Origin of the sequence: Curtobacterium sp. AB7 (assembly GCF_044909335.1) — a bacterium.
In the GTDB taxonomy this organism is placed as follows: Bacteria; Actinomycetota; Actinomycetes; order Actinomycetales; family Microbacteriaceae; genus Curtobacterium.
Map to the genome: position 1 here is coordinate 88,135 of NZ_JBIYED010000007.1, position 15,393 is coordinate 103,527.

Consider the following 15,393-nt stretch of genomic DNA (forward strand, 5'->3'; position numbering starts at 1 on the left):
GCGCGGAATCGAGTCGGCACACAGCGGTGTCCGAGCACCGTCTGACCCCCGTACGCCCTCCGGAAGGACACCATGACGATCGCACCCGCTGCTGCCGACGCCGCCACCGACCTGGTGGTGACCGACCCCGTCGACGGGACGGTCGCGTCGACCGTGCCCCGGGCCTCCGAAGCCGACGTCCGCGATGCGGTCGCTCGCGCCCGGGCAGCTGCCGGCTCCTGGGCCCGCACCGCCCCGGCCGAGCGCGGGGCGCTGCTGCACGCGGCTGCCGAGCACGTCCGCGCGCACGCGCAGGAGCTCGCCGACCTGAACACCCGCGAGACCGGCAAGGTGCCGGGTGACGCACTCGGTGGGGTCGAGGCCGGGGTCGGGACGCTCGTGCAGTACGCCGAGCTCGGGCCGGTGCACCGCGGCGAGGCTCTGCGCGGGCAGTTCGGGGCGGCCGACTGGGCCGTCCCGCACCCCCGCGGGGTCGTGCTCGCCCTGACGCCGTGGAACGACCCGGTCGCCGTGGCCTGCGGCATCCTCGGTGCGGCGATCGTGACGGGCAACACCGTGGTGCACAAGGGCAGCGAGCGGTCCCCCGCCACCATGGCGCGCCTGAACGCCCTGCTCGCCGAGGTCCTGCCCGACGGCGTGCTCGTCGGCGTGGACGGGGACGGGGCCACCGGCGAACTGTTGCTCGCCCAGGACGGCATCGACGTGTACGCGCACGTCGGGTCCACCGCGACCGGTGACCGGCTGTCCGAGGTCGCCGTCGCGACCCGTGCCCACGTGGTCCGTGAGAACGGCGGGAACGACGCGGTCGTCGTCGACGCCGACGTCGACCCGCAGTGGGCCGCCGCCCAGGTGGCGCTCGGCGCGTTCGCGAACACCGGGCAGATCTGCACCAGCGTCGAGCGCGTCTACGTGCACCGCGCCGTCGCCGAGCCCTTCGTCGCCGCCCTCGTGGCCGAGGCGGAGCGCCGCACCGCCGCGCCCGCGACGACCTACGGTCCGCTGGTCGACGACCGGCTGCGCAGCACGGTGCAGTCCCACGTCGACGACGCCCTGCAGCGCGGTGCTGCGGCACGGACCGGTGGGGTCACCCCGGACGGTGCCGGGTCGTTCTACCCGGCGACCGTGCTCACCGGGTGCTCCGACGACATGCTCGTGATGACCGAGGAGACCTTCGGTCCGATCGCGCCGGTCCGCGTCGTGGCGGACTTCGACGAGGGGCTCCGGCTCGCCGCCGCCGACCGGTACGGCCTGGCCGCCACCGTCCTGACGAACGACACCGGTCACGCCCTGCGCGCCGCCGCGGAACTGCCGGTCGGCACGGTCAAGGTCAACGCGGTGTTCGGTGGTGCACCGGGCGGCAGCGCCCAGCCGCGCCGTGCCTCCGGAGCGGGTTTCGGGTACGGCCCGCACCTGCTCGACGAGATGACCACCACCACGGTCGTGCACCTCGAACCCGCCCCCGTACGCACGGCCTGCGGCACGCGATGAGCGTCGACGTCCGGCTCGTCCGCGACGTGGTCGCCACGATCGACGACCGCGAACCACTCGTCGTCGTGATCGGCGACTGCATCCTCGACCGGTGGACCGTGGGCGAGGCCGAGCGGGTCTCGCGCGAGGCCCCTGCACCCGTCGTCCGGGTCACGGAGACCATCGCGGTGGCCGGCGGCGCGGCGAACACCGCGGTGAACGCCCGCGCGCTCGGTGCCCGTGTCCGGATCGTCGGACTCATCGGCGACGACGAGGCCGGCGACGTCCTGCGCGAACGGCTCGAGGCCGCGGGCGTCGACACCACGTTCCTGGTCGAGATCACCGGGGCGCGCACCACCACGAAGTCCCGCGTGGTGGGCGGCGACCGGGTCGTGGTCCGGGTCGACGACCTGGCCGGCACCCCGACCGCCGACCACAACGAGCGGTTGGCACGTGCCGTCGCCCGAGCCGTCCGGTGCGCCGACGCCGCGGTCGTCTGCGACTACGGACTCGGCGTCCGTGCCGAGGACGTCGTCCCGGTGCTCGACCGCGACCGCCCCGGGTCGATCGTCGTCGACGCGCACGACCTGCCCCGCTGGGCGTCGTTGCGACCCGACCTCGTCACGCCGAACGCCGGCGAGACGGCAGCACTGCTCGGACGCGACCTCGGGACCGGCGCCGACCGGGTGGCCGCCGTCCTGGGTGCACGAGCCGACGTCCTCGCCCGGACCGGTGCCCGCGCGGCCGTCGTCACGCTCGACCGCGACGGCACCGTGCTGCTCGAGCCCGACACGGACGAGGGCTTCCGCACCCGAGCGGTGCCGGCCTCCGAGCAGCAGGCGTCCGGCGCCGGGGACACGTTCTGCGCCGCAGCGACGGTGGCACTCGCGGTCGACGCGTCCGTCCGCGACGCCGTCTCCGTTGCCCAGGCTGCCGCCGACGTCGTCGTCCGCGAGGCCGGCACGTCGGTCTGCAGCGCCGCCGCCCTGCTCGACTCGGTGACGGCACCGGCAGCCACCGTCGTCGACCACGAGGAACTCGCGGCCGCAGTGGAACGGGCCCGTCAGGTCGGTCGGCGCGTGGTGTTCACGAACGGCTGCTTCGACGTCGTGCACCGTGGGCACACGACGTACCTGCGCCAGGCCCGGGACCTCGGCGACCTGCTCGTCGTCGCGTTGAACGACGACGACTCGGTGCGGCGGCTGAAGGGCCCGGAACGTCCGATCAACCCGGCCGAGGACCGCGCCGGGGTGATCGCCGCCCTGGCCTGCGTCGACCTGGTGACGGTGTTCGCGACCGACACCCCGATCCCGCTCATCGAACGGCTGCGCCCCGAGGTCTACGTCAAGGGCGGCGACTACTCGCCCGAGATGCTCCGCGAGACGGCGGTCGTGCGCGGGTACGGCGGCGAGGTGGTGATGGTCGACTACGTCCCCGAGCACTCCACGACGGCCGTGGTCCGACGCATCCGCGACGCCGCGGCCGCGTCGGCAGCGACCGCAGCCGGGCCCGACCCCGAGGGGACCACGGACGGGAAGGTCATACCGCAGTAGGGGGTCGTCGAGACCCAGGCGGGATGGCAACGCCCCGAGCGCTCCGTACCGTCGAACCCGTCGACGAGGTCCGTCGGCGGAGGGAGCGTCGCCGTGTTCGACCAGATCACCCCGTTCGTCGTCGAGTTGGCTGCGAGTCCGCTCGTCTACGTCGTGCTCGTCGCCCTGTGCTTCGTCGACGGCTTCTTCCCGCCGGTCCCGAGTGAGTCGGCCCTCGTCGCCGTCGCCGCCATCGCCGCGACGTCCGGCCGGCCCGTCCTGGCCGGGGTGCTGGCGGCCGCCGCGGTGGGGGCGATCGCGGGTGACTCGGTGGCGTACTGGATCGGCCGCCGGATCGGACTCGCGCGCCTGGCGCAGTCCCGGCGACCGCGGATCGCGGCGGCGTTCGCGTTCGCCGAACGGCAGATGCAGCGCCGGTCCGCCAGCCTGATCCTGGTCGGCCGCTACATCCCCGTCGGCCGGGTCGCGGTGAACACGACCGCCGGCGCGACCCGGCTGCCCTACCGTCGCTTCCTCGCCATCAGTGCGATCGCCGGGACGGCGTGGTCCGCGACGTCGGTCGGGATCGCCCTGGCCGCGTCGCAGGTGCTGCACGAGCCGCTCGTCGCCGCCCTGGTGTCGATGGTGGTCGCGGGCGGCCTCGGCATCGCGGTCGACCGGGTCATCGGTACCATCAGCCGCAGGCGCGACGCCCGTGCCGCACGAGCGGCCGCCGCGATCGCACCCACGACCGGCGTGCCCGCGACCGACGTGCCCACCCCGGGCACCGCACCCGTCGCACACGCCCCGTCCGCCACACCCCGCATCGTCCCCACCGGAGAGATCGTCCGACCGTGACCACCGCCCTGCTCCGCCCGCGACCGACCTGGCTGCCGCTGGCGACCCGGATCGCACTCGTGGTCGCGGTGGTGTCCCTGTTCAGCGTCGCCGCCCCGGTGACCTCGGTGTACTACGCCGTCGCGGTCCCGCTCTCCCTGCTCGTGTCGGCGGTGCTCACGGTCAGCATCGGCATCGCCCCGTTCGTCCCCCGCACCGCAGCCGCCGCCCACCTGGTCGGACTCGTCGCGCTCGGCCTGCTCACCGCCCCGGTCGAGACGAGCCCGTGGCCGATCCCGGTCACCGGCATCATCGGCTTGAGCGTCCTGCTCGTCGTGCTCGGGGTCCGCTCGACCTGGCGGCTGACCGCGGTCGTCTGGGCCGTCGCAGCCGTCCTCCCCCTGCTGCTGGTCGCCGTGACGCCCGGCCGCTGGGACCAGCCCGCCGTCTGGGCGACGAGCTTCGTCGTGTCCGCCGGCGACACGCTCCTGGTCGCCGCCGCCGCCGTCGTCGTCGGACAGCGCCGCAGCATCCGCCAGGAGCTCGTCGCCGCCCGCCGCGACGCCGAGCTCGAGCAGGCCCGGCGCCGCACCGTCGAGGAGCGCTCCCGGATCGCCCGCGAGCTGCACGACGTCGTCGCGCACAGCATGTCCGTCGTGCACATGCAGGCGGAGTCGGCCCCGTACCGGGTGGCCGACCTGCCGCAGGAGGCCCGCGCCGAGTTCGCCGCGATCGCCGAGACCTCGCGCACCGCGCTGCGCGAGATGCGCCAGCTGCTCGGGACCCTGCGCGGCGACACCGCCGCCGAGCGCGCCCCGCAGCCGGACCTCGCAGACCTGCCCGCGCTCGCGCAGGCAACGCGCGCCGCCGGCATCCCCGTGGAGCTCGACGTCGACGTCGCCGACGACGTCGACCGGCTCGCACAGCTCACCGTCTACCGGGTCGTGCAGGAGGCGCTCGGCAACGTCGCCCGGCACGCGCCCGGCGCGTCCACCGTCGTGACGGTCAGGAGGCACGGCTCGCGCCTCCGGGTCGAGGTCGCCAACACCGCTCCACCCGCTGGCACCGTGCCGGCCGCACCACCCGACGACGGTGGCTTCGGCCTGGCCGGGATGCGCGAGCGGGTGACGGCGCTCGACGGCACGATCGACCACGGCCCCGTGGCGGACGGGGGCTTCACGGTCGTGGTGATCATGCCCGTCCGCGAACCGGCAGCCGACGGAGGGACCCGATGACGCGGGTGATGGTGGTGGACGACCAGCAGATGTTCCGCATGGGACTGCGGGCGATCCTCCAGGCCCAGGACGACGTCGAGGTCGTCGGCGAGGCCGCGAACGGTGCCGAGGCGGTGGTCGCGGCGATCCGGCTGCAGCCGGACGTGATCCTGATGGACGTCCGGATGCCGGAACTCGACGGGATCGAGGCGACCCGACGGATCACGGCGGCGCCGACGGACCGACCCGTCCGCGTGGTCATGCTGACGACGTTCGACATCGACGACTACGTGTTCGACGCCCTGCGGGCCGGGGCGAGCGGTTTCCTGCTCAAGGACGCGAGTGCCGACGAGCTCGTCGCGGCGGTGCGCACGGTGGCCGCGGGCGAGGCGCTGCTCGCGCCGCGCGTGACCCGGCACCTGGTCGAGGCGTTCGTCGCCGGACCGGTCACCGCCGCTGGGCGCCCCGAGGTGCTCGACGTCCTGACCGACCGGGAGCGCGACGTGTTCCTGCTCATGGCGCGCGGGCGGTCCAACGGAGAGATCGCGGGCGACCTGTTCATCGCGGAGCAGACCGTCAAGACCCACGTGGGGCGGGTGCTGGCGAAGTTGCAGTTGCGCGACCGGGTGCACGCCGTGGTGCTGGCGTACGAGGCCGGCCTGGTCCGCCCGACGCTCTGACGCGCCGTGCCCGTTCCCCGGTCGCCCCGACGCCGTCCGCCGCGCCGTCCCCGCCCCCGTCCGCCCGACGCGCCGCTCACGTCCCCCGAGGTTCCGAGATCTGCACATCTCGCGCGCCGAACCGTCGGTCCGTGGAACCTCGGCGTCGCGCCGGCGGGGTGTCGCGCGACCTCGTCGGTGTCGCAGGGCCGGGCACGGGTGCAGGTCACGCGCGGGTACTCGCGCGCGCAATCAGCGACATCGCCGGTGTCGTACGACATCGACCTCGTCGCAACTGCGCGCCCGCAACGGTTGCACACGCGGAGCGGCGACGAGGTCGTTGTCGAACGACATCGAGAGTGTCGTACCGGGTCGACGCGGGTCGCGGTGGGCGGCGCGACGGCAGACGGACGGGAGGCCCGGTGCCAGCTGGCACCGGGCCTCCCGTCAGGGGGTGGTCGCGACTCAGGCGGCGAGGTGCGCCTGCAGGAACCAACGGTCCTTCGTCAGGCCGCGCTCGATCTCGATGACGACGTCCTGGCTGTTGAGGTCGACCTCGTCGAGACCCTCGACGGCGCGACGGACCTGCAGCAGGGCTGCGTCGATCTGGGCGATGACCTCGGTGATGGTGACGTCGGAGTTCTGGAAGCCCTGCGACAGCGGCGGCAGCGTCGTGTTGGCGGCGACGGTCGCGATGCGCGAGTCGACCGGCAGGCCGAGGGCGACGATGCGCTCCGCAGCGGTGTCGGCGTAGGCCTGGGCGTGCTCGACGATGTCGTCGAGGAGCTCGTGCACACCGACGAAGTTGCGGCCGCGGACGTGCCAGTGCGCCTGCTTGCCGTTGACGACGAGTGCCTCGAGGTCGATCACGACGGGAGCGAGGAACTGCGCCACTCCGGCGGCGAGCTCCGGCGTCGTCGAGAACGGGGACGTGGTGGTCGTGGTGCTGGTGGTGGTCGTGGTCATGTCTGAACCTCCTGCGTCGTGGTCACACCGGATCGCTGGGCCTGTCCTGACCAGTTCGGTGCTGCCGATGGAGACAACCATGCCCGCTTCTCTTGTATGCCGCAAGGAAGCGGAGGCTGCCCTTACCGGCAGCCGGCAGCGGTCAACCGACGAGCGTGTCGAAGCCGGCGTCGCTCAGCTCGATCTGGACGGCGGAGCGCGCACGCTCGACCCAGGGGCTGTCGGTGCACCCGATCCAGACGCTCGTGCGCGGCTCGCACTCGGCGACGCACCACTCGGCCGCCCAGCCGGTCAGGGCGTGCGCGAGGGCCTCGCCGTGGTCGGCGAAGACGAGTGGCGACACCGCCGAGGCGCGGGCACTGCGGACCAGCCACGTCACCGTCACCCGGGGCGGTGCCGGCAGGATGCGGATCTGCTCGTCGAGGGCGACCTCGACGAAGACCTGGCCGTACGCGTTCTCCGGCAGTTCTTCGAGCTGACGGCGGATCTCCGGCAGGTCCTCGACGCCACCGGCGATGAGGATGCGTTCGCTGGGCTGTCGCCGGGTCCGTGCCATGCTGCAACGGTAAGGCAAGCCTTACCTCATCACAAGGGCTGCTGGCCGGTTCCGGCGATCTCCACAGCCGGCACTCCGAGTTCGTGCGCCAGGAACGTCCACATCCACGACAGTGCGACGGTGTGCGTGAGCCCGGGGACGCCCTGAGCGATCTGCGTCGCGACACCGTCGCTGTAGGCCGCGAGCTTCAGGGCCACGGTGTCCGGTTCGATCGGTCCGGCGCCGCCCGGGAACGTGCCGGCGTCGGCACCGCGGCGGATCACGCGGACCAGACAGGCCTCCCAGACGCGGATCCGTTCGGCGTACTCGGCGGCCACCTCGGGCCGGCGGGCGACCGCGGTCCAGTAGTCGGACCAGATCCGCCAGTGCTGCCGGACCTGTTCGGTGTCGTCGAACAACGGCGCGACGAGCATCCGCAGCGCCTCGACGGGGTCGGACTCGGCGTCGACGGCGATGACGATCGCCCCGTAGAAGCGCTCCGTCTCGAGCACGACGACCTCGTTGAGGATCTCCGCCACGCTGCCGAAGTGGTACGTCACGGTGCCGACGGACACCCCGGCCTCGGCGGCGATGTCCCGCAGGCCCGTCGCGCCGACGCCGTTCCGGACGATGACGGCTCGGGCGGCCGCGACGATCATCGCGCGCCGGACCGCGGGACGCTGCCGGATGCGCGGCGACGAGCCCGCCGCCGGGCCCGCTGCGGCGCCCGCGGTCGCGCCCGGCGCAGCACCCGCCGCGCCGGTCACGCCGAGGTCCTCGGGACGTCGTCGGTGAAGGTCTGCTCGGTGACCAGCACCTCCGGGACGTCCGGGCCGCCGTCGCGGGCCCAGGCCCGGACGGTGTTCACGACGTGGAAGGCCTCGGCGTCCGCGGTGACCTCCGAGGACGTCTCGAGCCGTGCCGACCACTCCGGCTTCTCCAGGCCGATCGCCCAACGCGACGATGCCACGGCCGAGTTCGGGTCGTCCGACCGGATGCGGTACGTCTCGCGGGCGTCCTCGCTGAAGACGAGCCCGTCGGGGTAGACCCGTCCGCCGCCGTACCCGGGGTCGACGTCGAGGGTCCACTCGCCCGTCTCGACGTCGTGCGTGACGGTGCGCTGGGGCAGCTGCTCGGTCGGTGCCACGCGCTCGATCGCGAGCGGCGTCGACCGCTCGGGCTCGTCGAAGCGCACGTCGTCGTCGGTGTCGCGCGTCCAGACCGGCAGGCACACCTCGGACGCCGTCGGGTCGATCGTGACGGTGGCCTCGGTGCCGTGCGGCCAGACCCAGGGCCAGTACGACGACGACACCGCGATCCGCAGGCGGTGCCCGGCGGCGAACCGGTGACCGGTCGCGACGAGCTGCACCGGCAGGGACGCCGGTTCGCCGGGGACCAGCGGGTCCGCCCGGTCCATGCCGTCCCGCTTCGCCGCGTTCAGCACCCCGCGCGTGACGAGGGTCGACGAGCCGTCCGGCGCGACGTCGCACAACCGCACCGTCAGGGTGGCGCGGGGCTGGTCGCTCGTGACCGACAGGGTGACGAGCGCGTTGCCGAGCAGGTCGAACGCCTTGCCGACGGGCAGGTCGAAGCAGACGGAGCGGCCATCCTCGGCACGCTGGTCGGGTGGCAGGTCGGTCGCGTTGCCGAACGGGAAGAACCGTCCGGCGTCGGCGCCGGTGTGCTGCGGCGACCGGACGACGACCGGCCCGTCCTCGCCGCCGCGTAGCGTCGCGAGGGGCAGCGCGCGCCGGTGCGTCGCCGCCGAGGGCCACGCCTCGGCGCCGACCCACCGGCCCCGTCGCGAGGCGTAGTACGTCGCCGGGGCTTCGCCCTCGTTGATCCAGGCGCGGAGCGCGGGGTCCGCTTCCACGCCGGTGTCGATCCCGCGGAGCCAACGGTCCCACCAGCGCAGCGTCTCCTGCAGGAACCCGATCGACGGTCCGGGTGCGAGTCCGCGGTCCGGGTACTGGTGCGACCACGGCCCGACGATGCCCTTGACCGGGGACTGCACGTTCGACACCAGTCGGAGCACGGCGTCGCGGTACGGGTCCGCCCAGCCGCCGACGGCGAGGACCGCTGCGCCGATGGTGCCGTAGTCCTCGGCGGCGCTGCCGTGCCGCCAGTAGTCGTCGCGCTCTTGGTGCGCGAGCCACACCGGCGTCATCGGGCGGTTCGACTCCAGCCGCTCGCGCCACCGGTCGACCCAGTCCGTGCCGACGACCTCGGGCCGCGGCGGCCGCGAGTTGAACGCGAACATCGTCGCGCCCCACGCCGCCATGTCGATGCCGAGCACCGCTCCGCCGACGTAGTGCACGTCGTTGTCGTACCGGTCGTCCGTCGAGCACACCGTGACGATGGCCTTGAGCGCCGCGGGGGCGCGCGCTGCCAGCTGCAGGGCGTTGAACCCGCCCCACGAGATGCCGAACATGCCGACGGCACCGGTCGACCACTCCTGCTCGGCGAGCCAGGCGATCACGGCCTCACCGTCGCGGAGCTCCTGCTCGCTGTACTCGTCGTCGAAGAACCCGTCCGACGAGCCGCTGCCCCGGATGTCGACCCGCACCGACGCGTACCCGTGCTGGGCGTACCAGGGGTGCCGCTCGGAGTCGCGCGGCGCGGTCCAGTCGTCGAGCCGGTACGGCAGGTACTCGAGCAGCACCGGCACCGGACCGTCGGGCGACGCCGGCGACCAGATCCGGGTGTGCAGCCGGACGCCGTCGGGCATCGGGATCCACTCGTCGCGGACGGTCACGCCGTCCGGCAGCGAGTCCGTCGCGCCGATGGCGGTGAGGGTGGCGGCAGTGGTCCGGTCGCTCATGCGTCCTCCCAGTTGCGGGTGCGGTGTCCGTCGCCGTGGTCGTCCCATCCCTCGCTGTGCCGCCAGCGCGGCACACCGTCGCCGACGTCGGGCAGCTCGGTGCTGCCCGGTTCGAGGGTCGCGGCCAGCAGGGTCGACGTGTACGGGTGGTTCGGGCCGGTGAAGACCCGCTCGGTCGGTCCGATCTCGACGATCCGGCCGCCGGTCATCACGGCGACCCGGTCGGCCACACCCCGGACGACGGCCAGGTCGTGGCTGATGAACAGGCAACTGAGCCCGCGCGAACGCTGCAGGTCGGCGAGGAGCGCGAGGATCCCGGCCTGCACCTGCACGTCGAGCGCGGTGGTGATCTCGTCGGCGATCACGAGGCGCGGCTCGGCGGCGAGGGCCCGGGCGATGCCGACGCGCTGTCGCTGCCCACCGGAGAGCTGCGCCGGCAGCCGGTCGGCGAACTCCGGGCCGAGGCCGACCCGGGTGAGCAACTCGCCGACGCGCTGCCGCGAGGACGTGCCCGTAAACAGCTTGAGCGGTCGCCCGATCGCCGCGCCCACGGTGCGCCGCGGGTTGAGCGACGTGTCGGCGTTCTGGAACACGAGCTGCACCGCACGACGAAGCTCCGGGGACCGTCCGGCGATCGGCTCGCGCAGGTCGCCGCTCACGGTCCCGTCGTCGAACGCGAACGTGCCCGACTCGGCCGGCACCAGGCCGGCGAGGGCCGTCGCGAGCGTCGACTTGCCGCTTCCGGACTCCCCCACGACCGCGAGCGTCTCACGCGGCGCGATCGTGAAGGACACGCCGTCGACGGCGGCCGGCAGGCGGCGTCCGTAGCGGATCACCAGGTCCTCGGCGGTCACCACGGGACGGACGAGCGGTTCGGGAGGAACGGTTCGGCCGGCCGTGGAGGCGACCGTCGACGAGACGGTCGCCCTCTCGGGCACGCGCCCCGATCCTCCCCCCATCGGCACGGCCGTCTCGCCGCTGGCGCGTCGATCCGGAACCGGCGACGTGGGCCCAGGCCGTCGCCCGTCCGGCACCGCGGCCAGCAGGGCACGCGTGTACTCGTGCTGCGGGGCGGCGAAGAGCGCCGCCGTGGCGGCGTGCTCGACGATCTCGCCGTCGCGCATGACGGCGATCTCGTCCGCCATCGCGGACACGACCCCGAGGTCGTGGCTGACGAGCAGGACGGCCATGCCGAGCTGCCGGCCGAGGTCCGCGATCAGGTCGAGGACGGCGGCCTGGGTGACGACGTCGAGCGCCGTCGTGGGTTCGTCGAGCACGAGCACCCGGGGGCGTGCGGCAACGGCCATCGCGATCGCGATGCGCTGCTGCTGCCCACCGGAGAGCTGGTGCGGGTAGCGGCGGACGATCGCGTCGGGGTCTGGCAGCCGGACCAACCGGACCAGCTCGGCGACGCGCTCGGGGCCGTCGGGTTCGCGGTGGGCGCGCAGGGCCTCGCGGATCTGCTCGCCGACGCGCATCGACGGGGTGAGTGCCTGGCCGGCGTTCTGCGCGACGACGGAGGCGACGCCGCCGCGGAGCTCGCGGCGGCCGGACGGCGAGAGCGCGAACACGTCGTCGCCGCCGACGCGCACCGAGCCGCCGACGATCGTCGAGCCCGCTCGGAGGTGCGCGAGCAGGGTCCGGGCGACGGTGGACTTGCCGCTCCCGGACTCCCCGACGAGCCCGAGGGTGCGGCCGGCGGGGATTGCGAAGGAGACGCCGCGCACCACGGGGACCAGGCGCTTGCCGGCCGCGTAGGAGATCGCGAGGTCGTCGACGCGGACGATCGGGTCCGTCGCGGTCGCCGGTGCGGCCGGTGCGCTGTCGGTGTGCGTCATGCGCTCACTCCCTTCGTGGCGCGGTCGACGCCGAGCGACTTGCTCAGGCCGTCGGCTGCGAGGTTGAGCCCGATCACCAGGGTCGCCAGGGCGACGATCGGTGCGAGCGTGCCGAGCGGCACCACGGTCAGCGCCGTTCGGTTCTCCTGCACCATCAGCCCCCAGTCCGGCGTCGGTGGGTTGGCGCCGAAGCCGAGGAAGGACAGCGACGCGACGAGCAGCACGATCCACGAGGCCCGCATGGCGTACTCGACGAGCACCACGTCGAGGACGTTCGGCAGGATCTCGCGGAACACGATCGACAGCGCGCGTTCACCCCGGGCCCGGGCGGCCGTCACGTAGTCCTGCGTGATGACGGTGCGGGCGGCACCGCGGACGACGCGGGTCACGGCGGGCGCGTAGACGACGGTGACGGCGAGGACGATGACCCAGAGCCCGGCGTCGAAGACGGTGACGACGACGAGCAGGGCGAGGATCGACGGCACGCTGAGCAGGGCGTCGACGACGCGCATGACGGCCTCGTCGAACCAGTTGTCCGCGTACGCCGTGATGCAGCCGAGCACCGTGCCGACCGCGACCGCGATCGTCGTGGCGAGGAACGTCACGAGCAGGGCGTACCGGCCGCCGTTCAGCGTCCGCGACAGCACGTCACGGCCGTACTGGTCGGTGCCGAGCCAGTGCGTCCAGGTCGGGCCGGCGAGGACGTCGCCGGCGTTGGTGGCCACCGGGTCGTGGCCGGCGATGACCGGTGCCAGCAGGGCGAGCACGACGTGCAGGGCGATGAGGCCGAGGCCGATGCTCAGCGCCGTCGAGCCGCGCAGGGGCGCGAGGGCACCGGCGAGGACGACGCGTCCGGGGCGGCGAGTGGCGGTGGCGGTCATGCGGCGGCCTTCCTGGTGCTGCGCGTGGTGCGGGTGCGCGTGCGCGGTCGCCGCTGGCGGGTCCGCAGCTTCGGGTCGAGGGCGAGTGCCACGAGGTCGGCGGCGAGGTTGCAGACGACGTAGATGACGGCGCTCAGGAGCGCGATCGCCTCGATCGTCGGCAGATCGCGGTTGAAGACCGACTCGAGCATGAGCTTGCCCATGCCCGGGTAGTTGAAGACGTTCTCGACGACGACGACACCGCCGAGCAGCCAGGCGACGTTGAGCGCGACGACGTTCAGCGTCGGCAGCAGCGCGCTCGGCACCGCGTGCTTCCAGACCACGCGACGCATCGTCAGGCCCTTGAGCTCCGCCGTGGTGACGAACTCGGACGCCATCACGTCGATGGTCGAGGAGCGGGCGGTGCGCACGATGTAGGCGGCCATCGCCAGGGTGAGCACGATGATCGGCAGCCAGATCGTCGGCAGGAGTTCGCCGACGGTGGCATCGCTGCCCCGCAGCACGACGGCGGGGAAGACCGGCAGGCCGATCGCGAAGAGCAGCACGAGCACGGTCGCGACCATGAACTCGGGCACGCTCATCACGACGAGGCTGACGATCGAGATCACCTTGTCGGACGGGCGACCCCGCCGGACCCCGGCGAGGACGCCGAGCGTCAGGGACACCGTGACGCCGACGAGCATGGCGGGTACGGCGATGAGCATGCTGTTCCGGAAGGCGGTGAACAGCGTCGGCGCGACGGCCTCGCCGCTGACGAGCGAGGTGCCGAAGTCGCCGTGCACCGCGCCACCGAGCCACTGCAGGTAGCGGAGCCACACGTTCTGGTCGAGGCCGAGGGTCTCGCGCAGCTGCTTCACGGCGTCCGGGGTGGCGTTCTGCCCGAGCAGCTGCTGCGCGACGTCTCCGGGCAGGGCCTGCACGGCCAGGAACACGAAGAGCGAGGCGAGCACGACCGTGAGCACGGCGATGCCGACCCGGCGGAGGACGGGGACGAGGACGTCCGACGGGGTGTTCTTGGTCGTCATCGGCGCAGTCCGATCCGGAGGTAGTCGAACTCGAAGCCGTACTCCGAGTAGTTCACGACGTCGCGGGACAGCCCCACGAGCCGGTCGCCGAACATCGGGGTCATGTCGGCCCCGTCCTCGACCACGAGCCGCTGCGCGTCCTGGTACAGGCTCAGCCGCTTGGCGTCGTCCATCTCGGCGCGGGCGTCGTCGAGCAACCCGTCGAAGGTCTCGTTCGACCACGCGCTCTCGTTGTAGGACGACCCCGTGCGGAAGATCTGGTTGAGGAGCTGGTCGATCGGCCGGCCGGTGAACCAGTAGCTCACCATGAGCGGCTTCTGCATCCAGATCTGCGTGTAGTACGAGTCCGAGCTCGCGTTGCGGACGGTCAGGCGGATGCCCGCGTCGGCGACGGCGTCGCGGTAGGCGACGGCCATCGGCGTGAACACCGACTCGTAGCTCGACGTGTAGATCGAGGTCCGGAACCCCTCGTGACCGGCCTGCTTGAGCAGTGCCTTCGCCTTGTCCGGGTCGTACTCGCGGTGGTCGTCGACGAAGGCGGCGAGCTGCGGCGGGACGGGGTTGTCCCACCCGGGCGAGCCGGTGCCCTGCAGGGCGGTGTCGACGATCTGCTGCGGGTCGTAGGCGAGCTTCATCGCCTGGCGGACCCGCGGGTCGCGGAACTCGTCGCTCGTGGCGAGCATCGGGATCGTGTACCACTGGGCGTTCTTCGACCGGGCGACCGTGGCGCGGTCGGACGCCGACACCACCCGAGCGGTCGCGAAGTCGAGGTTCGTCTGCGAGATCAGGTCGATCTGGCCGGCGAGGAGCGCGTTCACCCGGGCGGTGGTGTCCTGGATCGAGTAGAAGTCGATGCCGTCCAGCGCGGGACGCCCGGCGAAGTGGTCCTCGAACGCCTCGACGCTGCCGGCGCCGGCGGGGGTGAACGCGGAGAGCCGGAACGGGCCCGTCCCGATCCCGGTGCGGCCGATGTCGGCGATCGCGGCCGCCGGCACGATGTAGCACTGGTACGCGGTGAGCAGCGACGGGAACTCGGCGTTCGGCTTGGTCAGCGAGAAGCGCAGCGTGTACGGGTCGGTCGCACGCATCGAGTCGGCGTCCATCACCTCGCCGAGGACCCCGGCCTGCGGGCTGCCGGTCTTCTCGTCGAGGATGTGCCGGATGCTCGCGATGGCGTCGTCCGCGGTGAAGCGGCTGCCGTCGTGGAAGGTGACGCCACGGCGGAGCGAGAACGTCCACTCGGTGCCGTCGGCGTTCGCGGACCACTCCTCGGCGAGGTCGGGCACGGTGGTGCCCTGTTCGTCGAGCTTGACGAGCCGGTTGTAGAGCGCGCCGAGGTACTCGTACGCCGACAGCGAGCTGGCGGAGTCGAGGGTCTCGGCGGCCGAGGCGGCCGGGCGCGCGATGTGCAGGCGACCGCCGCGTCGGGCGAGGCCGGTGGCTGCCGCCTCGGGGATCGTGGGGGTGCCGGCGTTCGCGCCGGAGCTGCACCCCGTGAGGGTGAGCAGGCCGAGGCCGGCGAGGCCGGCGGCGCCGGTGAGGAGCGCTCGGCGGCTCGGGCCGCGGGCGTTCCGGTGTTCGGGGACGATGGGCTGCATTCGGGGTGGCCCCTCCTGTA

13 protein-coding genes are annotated in these 15,393 nt (G+C 73.2%); 5 read left to right on the top strand and 8 right to left on the bottom strand.

The window, feature by feature from the left end:
* The first annotated feature begins 72 nt into the window (after positions 1 to 72).
* From ABH929_RS14500 to ABH929_RS14520, 5 genes are all read left to right on the top strand, one after another.
* Positions 73 to 1,488, top strand: coding sequence for an aldehyde dehydrogenase family protein (locus ABH929_RS14500; protein WP_404561722.1), 1,416 nt, complete (start codon positions 73 to 75; stop codon positions 1,486 to 1,488).
* Positions 1,485 to 3,020 (top strand): D-glycero-beta-D-manno-heptose 1-phosphate adenylyltransferase, encoded by a 1,536-nt coding sequence (gene rfaE2, locus ABH929_RS14505; RefSeq protein WP_404561723.1) that lies wholly within the window; start codon positions 1,485 to 1,487, stop codon positions 3,018 to 3,020. The genes ABH929_RS14500 and rfaE2 overlap by 4 nt, the downstream gene beginning before the upstream one ends.
* A gap of 93 nt (positions 3,021 to 3,113) precedes the next feature.
* Positions 3,114 to 3,857, top strand: coding sequence for a DedA family protein (locus ABH929_RS14510; RefSeq protein WP_404561724.1), 744 nt, complete (start codon positions 3,114 to 3,116; stop codon positions 3,855 to 3,857).
* Positions 3,854 to 5,071, top strand: a complete 1,218-nt coding sequence (locus tag ABH929_RS14515; RefSeq protein ID WP_404561725.1) for a sensor histidine kinase — start codon at positions 3,854 to 3,856, stop codon at positions 5,069 to 5,071. Before ABH929_RS14510 ends, ABH929_RS14515 begins: the two co-directional genes overlap by 4 nt.
* Positions 5,068 to 5,730, top strand: coding sequence for a response regulator (locus ABH929_RS14520; protein ID WP_404561726.1), 663 nt, complete (start codon positions 5,068 to 5,070; stop codon positions 5,728 to 5,730). Before ABH929_RS14515 ends, ABH929_RS14520 begins: the two co-directional genes overlap by 4 nt.
* A gap of 444 nt (positions 5,731 to 6,174) precedes the next feature.
* Here ABH929_RS14520 and ABH929_RS14525 read toward each other — a convergent pair whose 3' ends face one another.
* The 8 genes from ABH929_RS14525 to ABH929_RS14560 form a co-directional block, all read right to left on the bottom strand.
* Positions 6,175 to 6,675, bottom strand: a complete 501-nt coding sequence (locus tag ABH929_RS14525; protein ID WP_111084072.1) for a Dps family protein — start codon at positions 6,673 to 6,675, stop codon at positions 6,175 to 6,177.
* Positions 6,676 to 6,817: 142 nt separating this feature from the next.
* Positions 6,818 to 7,231: an SIP domain-containing protein gene (locus tag ABH929_RS14530; RefSeq protein ID WP_404561727.1), complete on the bottom strand. Its 414-nt coding sequence runs from the start codon at positions 7,229 to 7,231 to the stop codon at positions 6,818 to 6,820.
* A gap of 29 nt (positions 7,232 to 7,260) precedes the next feature.
* Positions 7,261 to 7,977 carry a TetR family transcriptional regulator C-terminal domain-containing protein gene (locus ABH929_RS14535; RefSeq protein ID WP_240347301.1) on the bottom strand — a complete coding sequence of 239 codons (717 nt, stop codon included), beginning with the start codon at positions 7,975 to 7,977 and terminating at the stop codon, positions 7,261 to 7,263.
* A complete protein-coding gene (locus tag ABH929_RS14540) occupies positions 7,974 to 10,031 on the bottom strand; it encodes a CocE/NonD family hydrolase (RefSeq protein ID WP_404561728.1) in 2,058 nt (685 codons plus the stop codon). Before ABH929_RS14540 ends, ABH929_RS14535 begins: the two co-directional genes overlap by 4 nt.
* A complete protein-coding gene (locus tag ABH929_RS14545; protein WP_404561729.1) occupies positions 10,028 to 11,869 on the bottom strand; it encodes a dipeptide ABC transporter ATP-binding protein in 1,842 nt (613 codons plus the stop codon). The genes ABH929_RS14540 and ABH929_RS14545 overlap by 4 nt, the downstream gene beginning before the upstream one ends.
* Positions 11,866 to 12,750: an ABC transporter permease gene (locus ABH929_RS14550; RefSeq protein ID WP_404561730.1), complete on the bottom strand. Its 885-nt coding sequence runs from the start codon at positions 12,748 to 12,750 to the stop codon at positions 11,866 to 11,868. The genes ABH929_RS14545 and ABH929_RS14550 overlap by 4 nt, the downstream gene beginning before the upstream one ends.
* Positions 12,747 to 13,775, bottom strand: a complete 1,029-nt coding sequence (locus ABH929_RS14555; protein ID WP_131880041.1) for an ABC transporter permease — start codon at positions 13,773 to 13,775, stop codon at positions 12,747 to 12,749. Before ABH929_RS14555 ends, ABH929_RS14550 begins: the two co-directional genes overlap by 4 nt.
* Positions 13,772 to 15,373 (bottom strand): ABC transporter substrate-binding protein, encoded by a 1,602-nt coding sequence (locus ABH929_RS14560; RefSeq protein WP_404561731.1) that lies wholly within the window; start codon positions 15,371 to 15,373, stop codon positions 13,772 to 13,774. Before ABH929_RS14560 ends, ABH929_RS14555 begins: the two co-directional genes overlap by 4 nt.
* Positions 15,374 to 15,393: the final 20 nt, after the last annotated feature.